Source organism: Geobacillus zalihae NBRC 101842, assembly GCF_001544135.1.
Lineage (GTDB): Bacteria > Bacillota > Bacilli > Bacillales > Anoxybacillaceae > Geobacillus > Geobacillus zalihae.
In genome coordinates, this window is sequence record NZ_BCPV01000074.1 from 1 (window position 1) to 8,011 (window position 8,011).

8 protein-coding genes are annotated in these 8,011 nt (G+C 53.5%); 7 read left to right on the plus strand and 1 reads right to left on the minus strand.

All coding sequences use genetic code 11. The annotated features are described in order from the left end of the window. From GZ1_RS15480 to cshA, 5 genes are all read left to right on the plus strand, one after another. Positions 1–683: glycosyltransferase family protein (locus GZ1_RS15480; RefSeq protein WP_506256204.1), on the plus strand; the 683-nt coding region annotated here is incomplete at its 5' end. A 253-nt stretch (positions 684–936) separates the two neighbouring features. Next, positions 937–2,040 carry a D-alanine--D-alanine ligase gene (locus GZ1_RS15485; RefSeq protein WP_060788825.1) on the plus strand — a complete coding sequence of 368 codons (1,104 nt, stop codon included), beginning with the start codon at positions 937–939 and terminating at the stop codon, positions 2,038–2,040. A gap of 6 nt (positions 2,041–2,046) precedes the next feature. After that, positions 2,047–3,423 carry a UDP-N-acetylmuramoyl-tripeptide--D-alanyl-D-alanine ligase gene (locus GZ1_RS15490; protein WP_060788826.1) on the plus strand — a complete coding sequence of 459 codons (1,377 nt, stop codon included), beginning with the start codon at positions 2,047–2,049 and terminating at the stop codon, positions 3,421–3,423. Between the two features lie 72 nt (positions 3,424–3,495). Further along, positions 3,496–4,218, plus strand: a complete 723-nt coding sequence (locus GZ1_RS15495) for an alpha/beta hydrolase (protein ID WP_021322022.1) — start codon at positions 3,496–3,498, stop codon at positions 4,216–4,218. A 60-nt stretch (positions 4,219–4,278) separates the two neighbouring features. Next, the gene (gene cshA / locus GZ1_RS15500) at positions 4,279–5,682 is read left to right on the plus strand and encodes a degradosome RNA helicase CshA (RefSeq protein WP_014194681.1); all 1,404 of its coding nucleotides are present in this window, start codon (positions 4,279–4,281) and stop codon (positions 5,680–5,682) included. Between the two features lie 11 nt (positions 5,683–5,693). On the opposite strand, the gene GZ1_RS15505 is transcribed toward cshA, so the two are convergent. Next, the gene (locus GZ1_RS15505; RefSeq protein WP_060788827.1) at positions 5,694–6,311 is read right to left on the minus strand and encodes a rhomboid family intramembrane serine protease; all 618 of its coding nucleotides are present in this window, start codon (positions 6,309–6,311) and stop codon (positions 5,694–5,696) included. 113 nt (positions 6,312–6,424) lie between these two features. Between GZ1_RS15505 and acpS the strand changes: the two genes are divergently transcribed. Continuing rightward, positions 6,425–6,814: a holo-ACP synthase gene (acpS, locus tag GZ1_RS15510; RefSeq protein ID WP_011229738.1), complete on the plus strand. Its 390-nt coding sequence runs from the start codon at positions 6,425–6,427 to the stop codon at positions 6,812–6,814. A 79-nt stretch (positions 6,815–6,893) separates the two neighbouring features. Then, positions 6,894–7,907, plus strand: a complete 1,014-nt coding sequence (locus GZ1_RS15515) for a LolA family protein (protein ID WP_013144042.1) — start codon at positions 6,894–6,896, stop codon at positions 7,905–7,907. Positions 7,908–8,011: the final 104 nt, after the last annotated feature.

Here is an 8,011-nt window from a genome sequence, read left to right on the forward strand (position 1 = left end):
ACTATCATTTTGTTCCCCATCAAGAGGCGAAATGGGAGCTGATCACGAAGTACGGGGTTGACAAAGGACGCATCATCGTCACTGGCATCCCAGTGCACGATGTGTTTATGAATCGGTCGGAAGCGAGACGCAAGCGGGACCTCGCTCATGTGCTTGTCGCCGGTGGAAACCAAGGGCTTGGCAATATGCTGGCGTTTTTGCGGGCGGCCCGCACGTCAACGTTGTTCCGCTATTCGGTGCTGTGCGGCGCCAATCGCCAGCTGTACGAGGAAATCGCCAGCTGGCAGCTGCCTCATATCCGGCCGCTTCCATACATCGCTGACCCGGAAGAGATGAATCGGCTGTATGAAGAGGCGGATGCCGTCATTACGAAACCAGGCGGGGTGACGGTCAGCGAGTTGCTTCATAAGCGCATTCCGATTTTTACGATTGATTGCTTGCCTGGCCAGGAGCGCATCAATTTGCAATATTTACAGCAAAATGGTCTCATTTATCATTTGGTCGGGCCAGAAAGCGGCGAGCAGCACATGCTTCGCTTGTTGATGGATGATGTGGAGAAAAACCGGTTTTTCCGCCGTGTGTCCGATTATTTTGCTGGCGTGGAAAAAACGGGGCAAGAAGCGCTCGCCGAAGTGGTAGCGGCCATGCCGCAACGCATGGCTTGGCGCGCGTTGCATCCGTAGCGACAGAAGGTGTCCCAAAACGGTCGGGGCACCTTTTCTTATTCCTGTATATACGTGTAAAACAAATGCTGGAAAACGATATGTTGTGCTTTGCTGAAAGAAGAACCACTTTTTTAGACACCCTCACTTTTTTGTTCCTTATCGCTTATGGGGGGTGGCGAAACAACCTGCATCGTACATATAAAATATCAGACCGTTGGGCGCGAAACGTGTTACAATAGGAACGATGGCCAAGGAAAGAGGAGGAACGATGATGAAAACGAGAGTTGGCGTGTTATACGGCGGCAAATCACCGGAGCACCAAGTATCGTTGTCGACGGCGATGGCGGTGATGAACGCCATTGATCCTCATAAATTCGATGTCATTCCGATTTATATTACACCGGAAGGTCAATGGATCAAGGGCAAACAACTGACCGGACCGATCGAGGAAATCAAGCAGCTGCAATTCACTTCGGCGGCGACCGCCTTGATTCCGGTTTCCTTGAACCAAGTTCCGGCTGCCGATTCGGCTGCGGGAGGAAACGAGGAAACGATCGATGTCATTTTCCCGCTTTTGCATGGGCCGAACGGTGAAGACGGAACGGTGCAAGGGCTGCTTGAGATATTGAACATTCCGTATGTCGGCAACGGGGTGCTTGCTTCCGCGGTCGGCATGGATAAGGTGATGATGAAAAACTTGTTTGCGCAGGCCGGGTTGCGCCAAGCAAAATATATCGCCGTGACGAAGTACGATTGGCAAAAAAGCGGCGAGACGGTGTATGACCGGATCGAACGAGAGCTTGGCTACCCGTGCTTTGTCAAGCCAGCCAACGCCGGTTCGAGCGTCGGCATTTCCAAATGCAAGCAGCGCGGCGATTTAAAAGCCGCATTTATCGAGGCATTTCAGTATGACCGAAAAATTATTATTGAAGAGGCGATTGTCGGCCGCGAAATTGAAATCGGCGTGATCGGAAATGATGAGCCGATTTGTTCGGTCGTTGGCGAAATTGTCCCCAAAAAGGAATTTTACGACTATGAGGCGAAATACGAAGACGGGCAAACCGAATTGATCATCCCAGCGGACGTAACGAAAGAACAGTATGAGACGATCAAACAAATGGCCATTACGGCGTTTCAGGCGCTGGATTTGTCTGGACTTGCGCGCGTCGATTTTTTCCTCGCCGAAGATGGCGCTGTTTATATCAACGAAGTGAACACGATGCCAGGCTTTACGCCATACAGCATGTTCCCGCTTCTTTGGCAGCACAGCGGTGTGCCGTACCCGGAGCTGATTGAACGGCTTATCGCGCTCGCATTGGAACGACATCAAGAAAAGCAGACGATTACGTACACGTTCAAAAAAGAAAAGAGGTGAGAGCCGATGATCAAACGGACAGTGCGGCAAATCGCCGAAATGGCTGACGGACAGTGTTTAAAGCCGGAATGGGAGAATATGGTCGTAAGCGGTGTGTCAACCGACACAAGGACGATCCAAGCCGGCAGCTTGTACGTTCCGTTGCGCGGTGCGACCTTTAACGGCCACGATTTCGTGCAAGAAGCGGCGCAAAAAGGAGCCGCCGCCGTACTGTGGGCGGAAAGGGAAGGAACGCCGCCGGAAGGTGTGCCAGTGGTCGTTGTGGATGATACGCTTTTGGCATTGCAGCGGCTCGCCGCCCGCTACCGCGAGCAGCTTGGAATGAAGGTGATCGGCGTCACTGGCAGCAACGGCAAAACGACGACGAAAGATATGATTGCCGCGCTGCTTTCAACCCACTATCGAGTGCAAAAGACCGAAGGGAACTTGAACAATCACATCGGCGTGCCGCTGACGCTTCTTTCGCTTGACGAAGGGACGGAGATGGCCGTTGTCGAAATGGGGATGAGCGGGTTTGGCGAAATCGAGCGGCTGACGATGATCGCTAAGCCGGACGCGGCTGTGATTACGAATATTGGGGAGTCGCACCTGCAAGAGCTCGGGTCGCGGGAAGGCATCGCCAAGGCGAAGTTGGAAATTTTGGCGGGTTTGCACCATGATGGTTTATTCGTCTACCATGGCGATGAGCCGCTCTTGACGGAGCGCGTGCCGAAGCTGCCGCTTCCCCGCCATGTCGTGACGTTCGGGGCGGGCGAACAGAACGATTATTATCCGACCGATGTGCGCATTGAAGCGGGAGGAACATCGTTTGTCATCAATGCGCTCCCCGGCCGGACGCTGTTTATGCCGGTATTAGGCAAACATCATGTATACAACGCGCTCGCCGCCATTGCGGTCGCCCGCTTTTTCGGCATCGATTGGGAAGGTATTGATGCGTCTCTCTCCCGCCTGCAAGTGACGCGCATGCGTACGGAAGTCGTCAAGACGAAATATGGCTTTACCGTCATTAATGACGCCTACAATGCCAGCCCGACATCGATGCGCGCCGCCTTGATGCTTCTTCAAGAATTGAGCGGTTATCGGCAAAAAATCGCCGTATTGGGCGATATGTTGGAGCTTGGTGACGAAGAAGTGGCGTTTCATCGAGAGATCGGGGAGGTGCTGCGGCCGGGAATGGTGGACTATGTGTTCACTTACGGGCCGCTTTCGCACCATATCGCCGCGGCGGCCGCCCCATTTTTTGATGATGGACGGGTGAGGGAGTTTGACGATAAAGCAGCGTTGGCCGAGGCTGTGCGTTCCGTCGCGACTTCGGATGACATTGTTTTATTGAAAGCATCGCGCGGCATGAAATTGGAAGAGTTGCTTCGATATTGGGTGTAACATCAAGCAACCCGAGAGAAACTAAAAGCGGCGTCACAGGCGCCGCTTCTCATTCGGGCGGGGGTGGAAATGATGATCGGCTGTTTATGTATTCACGGGTTTACGGGAAGTCCAGAAGAAGTGGCGCCGCTGGCCGATTATTTGCGGGAGCGGACCGATTGGATGATCGAAACGCCGACCTTGCCGGGCCACGGAAGCGAACTGCGGTTGAAAGGAATTACATACGACCAATGGATCGCGGCGGCGGAACAAGCGTTTTTAGCGCTCCATCACCGTTGCAGTGTGGTGTATGTCATTGGGTTTTCAATGGGTGGAGTGATCGCCGTCTACTTGGCGGAAAAATACCCGGTCGCCAAACTCGTGCTGCTAAGCGCTGCGTTTTACTATGTCAACCCGCGCCAATTATGGCGCGACATCCGCGAGATGTTTGCCAATGGATGGAAAGGAGCGCGGGAGCACCCACTGTTTCTCCGCTATCGAAACAAAATGATGGCGACGCCGTTTTCAGCTGTCAGGGAGTTTCGCAAACTCGTTCGCGATGTGCGTCCCCGACTTCCGCGCGTCGCGGCACCCGCGCTCATTGTGCAAGGAGAAAAAGATGGGATCGTGCCGTTAAAAAGCGCCTGCTATTTATATGAACGCATGGGGTCTTCAGAAAAAAAGCTGTTGCTTTTGCCCAATTCGTTCCATCATGTTTGTCATAGCATCGATCGGCACGTTCTGTTTGCTGAGGTGGAAACATTTTTGCGCGCTGCCCATGCCCATCATTGCAAATCACCGCATAACATGGTATGATAACTGTCAAACCTTTCTCTCGGATAAAGGGACGATTTTTTATAAGGAGTTTGGATAACATTGACGACATTTCAAGAATTAGGATTAAGCCAAGAAGTGATGAAAGCGATCGAGCGGATGGGGTTTGAAGAGACGACTCCGATTCAAGCGAAGACGATTCCGCTCAGTCTGCAAAATAAAGACGTAATCGGTCAAGCGCAAACCGGAACGGGGAAAACGGCGGCGTTTGGCATTCCGATCGTTGAGAAAGTGAATGTGAAAAACAGCGCTGTTCAAGCGCTCGTTGTCGCGCCGACGCGTGAGCTCGCCATCCAAGTATCAGAAGAGCTGTACAAAATCGGCGCCGTCAAGCGCGTGCGCGTCTTGCCGATTTACGGCGGTCAAGATATCGACCGGCAAATCCGCGCTTTGAAAAAACATCCGCACGTGATCGTCGGGACGCCGGGCCGTATTATCGACCATATCAACCGCGGGACGCTCCGCCTTGAGCATGTGCATACGGTCGTTCTCGATGAGGCGGATGAAATGCTCAATATGGGCTTTATCGAAGATATTGAGGCGATTTTAAGCCATGTGCCGGCCGAGCGGCAGACGTTGCTGTTCTCGGCGACGATGCCGGATCCGATTCGCCGCATTGCCGAGCGCTTCATGAACGAGCCGGAACTTGTCAAAGTGAAGGCAAAGGAAATGACCGTGCCGAACATTCAACAGTACTACTTAGAAGTGCACGAGAAAAAGAAATTTGACATTTTGACGCGGCTTCTTGATATTCAGGCGCCGGAGCTCGCGATCGTGTTCGGCCGCACGAAGCGTCGTGTCGATGAGCTGGCAGAGGCGCTCAACTTGCGAGGCTATGCAGCGGAAGGCATTCATGGCGATTTAAGCCAAGCGAAACGGCTGTCGGTGCTGCGCAAGTTTAAGGAAGGTGCGATTGAAATTTTAGTGGCGACGGATGTTGCGGCGCGCGGCTTGGATATTTCCGGCGTAACGCACGTGTACAACTTTGATATTCCGCAAGACCCGGAAAGCTATGTCCACCGGATTGGGCGCACCGGGCGCGCCGGCAAGACAGGGGTGGCGATGACGTTTGTCACTCCAAGGGAGATCGGCCAGCTTCACCATATTGAGCGGACGACGAAGCGGAAAATGGAGCGGATGAAGCCGCCGACACTTGATGAGGCGCTCGAAGGCCAACAGCGTATCGCGATCGAAAAGCTTCTCAACGTCGTGGAGACCGAAAACCTGTCATTTTACAAACGGGCAGCGGAAGAATTGCTTGAAGAGCACGATTCGGTAACGATTGTCGCTGCCTGCTTGAAAATGTTGACGCGCGAGCCGGATACGACGCCGGTGCAATTGACGGAAGAGCCGCCTTTAGCGGTCAAGCGGGAGAAAAAACGGGGCGGCCGCCCGGACGGCTCAGCCCGCAGCCGGACGAAGAAACGGCGGATTACGGCGCATTAAGCGCCGTTTTTTCATAGCCGAGGCATGTAAAACGACGGCCGCTTGGGGCGGATGGACAAAAAGGGGGCAAGCAGGCCGCCGACGGCGAAGCCAAATAGATGGGCCAATAAATTCCCATGTGGTGTCATGATGCCAATCAGCAAATGAACCGCCATGACCGAAAGCAGCAGCTGGGCGTGGCGGGGGGCGACTAAGTCGCGGCGGAATAGGGCGAGGTAGCTGTACATGCCAAACAAGGCGAAAATGGCGCCCGACGCCCCGACATGGGTGTACAGCGGCGGCAGAAGGAATAAAGTGGCGACATTGGCGCCGATTCCGCCTCCGATATACAGAAACAAAAACTTTCTTTTCCCAAGTGCGTGCTCCAGCCAGGGGCCAAACAGCCATAAGGACAAACTGTTGGCGGCCATATGGTGGAAATCGCGATGCAGCACGATTGGGCTGACAAGCCGCCAGCACTCTCCATGGCGGATCGCGCCGTTCGTCCCGACGGCGTATTGCCAAATGGGTTCAAGCGCTGTCAAGGGAAGAGAAAACAACAGCCATGCGGCGATATGGACCAATAATAAGGCGGCAACGACGGGATAAAGGCGGACAAATGAGCGGACATCGCTTGCATGTTGAAACACGGGTTGGTCTCCCTTCTTCGCGGAAATGGGGCGTTTTTTATAAGCCATCTTATGCGGGTCTCTCATAAAAAATTTGTCCGACCATCAGGGCGGATAGGATAGGTGAGGAAGCAGTGATCGTCGGCATTGGCATTGATATTGTAGAGTTGGAACGGATCCGCTCCCTTCTTGAGCGGAGCCGCAAATTTCCAGAGCGAATTTTGACGCCGCGTGAAAAAGCGCAGTTTGGCGAGTTGCCGCCCGCAAGACAGGCAGAGTTTCTCGCCGGGCGATTTGCGGCGAAAGAAGCGTACGCCAAAGCGCTCGGAACGGGGATCGGGCGGCATCTATCGTTTCAAGACATCGAGATCGTTTCCGATGAGCACGGAAAGCCGAGCATTGCTGCCCGCCGCGATGGCGAGACGGTTCATCTGTCCATTTCCCATAGCCGCGATTACGCCGTCGCCCAAGTCGTCATTGAGCGCCTTGGACCGATGACGCCGGCTGATGCTTGCCATGGCTAGTCTGCATATTCCCGAAAGTTGTCTCATATATTGTAGTGCATGGGTAGAAATCGATATATGAGGCAAAGGGGTTGAAGCGATGGGCAGAAACGTGCTGATGGCGTTGGTCGGCATCATTTTTCTGTTTGCTTTGGCTGGCTGCGGGTCGAAATCGCAGGAAGAGGTGCTGAAGGCGCTTGATGAAAAGGTCGATGAGATGACGGGTTATCAGGCTGAGGCGAAAATGACGTTCCGCACCGGGGAAAAGCCGCAAGTGTATCATGTCGAAGTGTGGCACAAGCAGCCGTCCTACTACCGCGTCAGCTTGAAAAACGCCGACAAAGGACAAAGCCAAATGATTTTGCGCAATGACGAAGGGGTGTTCGTCTTCACGCCGGCGCTCAACAAAACCTTCAAGTTTGTGAGCGATTGGCCGAAAAACAGCAGCCAAGCGTATTTGTACGAATCGCTCGTCAAAGACATTTTGAGCGATTCGAAGGCGAAGTTTAAGGCGACGGACGATTACTATGTGTTTGAGACGAAAACGAACTACCCGAACAGCGAAGTCGTTCCAACCCAAGAGATTACACTGCGCAAAAAAGATTTGGCGCCCGTCTCGGTCAAAGTGATGGATACGGACCGGAAAGCGCTGTTGACGGTCGAATTTTCCAACGTCGAGTTTAACAAAAAGTTTGATGATGACGCGTTTGATACAAAGAAAAACATGACTGGCGCCCGTCTTGAGGTGCCAACGATGGCCGAAGGAAAAGAGCAAGTGATGGCCGTCATGTACCCGAGTCAGCTTCCGAAAGGGGTTCAAGCGCTTGAGGAAAAAGAAGTGAAAGGTGAAAACGGCACGCGCGTCATTATGACATTCGGCGGCAAAAAATCGTTTACGCTCGTGCAAGAAAAAGCGGATGTGCTTCCGGCGACAAGCATGCCAGTTCTTGTCAACGGCGACCCGGTTGATTTAGGATTCACCATTGGCGCCCTCACCGACCGAACGTTGACATGGTGGTACAACGGGGCGGAGTTTACGCTCGCCTCGGACGATTTGACGCCGGAAGAAATGGTGATGGTCGCCAGCTCCGTGCAAGAAAAAGCGGCAAAATGACAGTGCGGTTTTGCAAACAGGCGGCTCTCCGCGTTGAAGCGGAGAAGCTGCTTTTTGTTTTTGTGCAGAAGCAGTGAAGGCAGGCCAGTGGACGAATCGTTGCG

Bases quoted from the DNA above. Each gene is read 5' to 3' on its own strand.
- GZ1_RS15515 (WP_013144042.1), top strand. From the start codon at position 6,894: ATGGGCAGAAACGTGCTGATGGCGTTGGTCGGCATCATTTTTCTGTTT.
- GZ1_RS15490 (WP_060788826.1), top strand. From the start codon at position 2,047: ATGATCAAACGGACAGTGCGGCAAATCGCCGAAATGGCTGACGGACAG.
- GZ1_RS15485 (WP_060788825.1), top strand. From the start codon at position 937: ATGAAAACGAGAGTTGGCGTGTTATACGGCGGCAAATCACCGGAGCAC.
- GZ1_RS15495 (WP_021322022.1), top strand. From the start codon at position 3,496: ATGATCGGCTGTTTATGTATTCACGGGTTTACGGGAAGTCCAGAAGAA.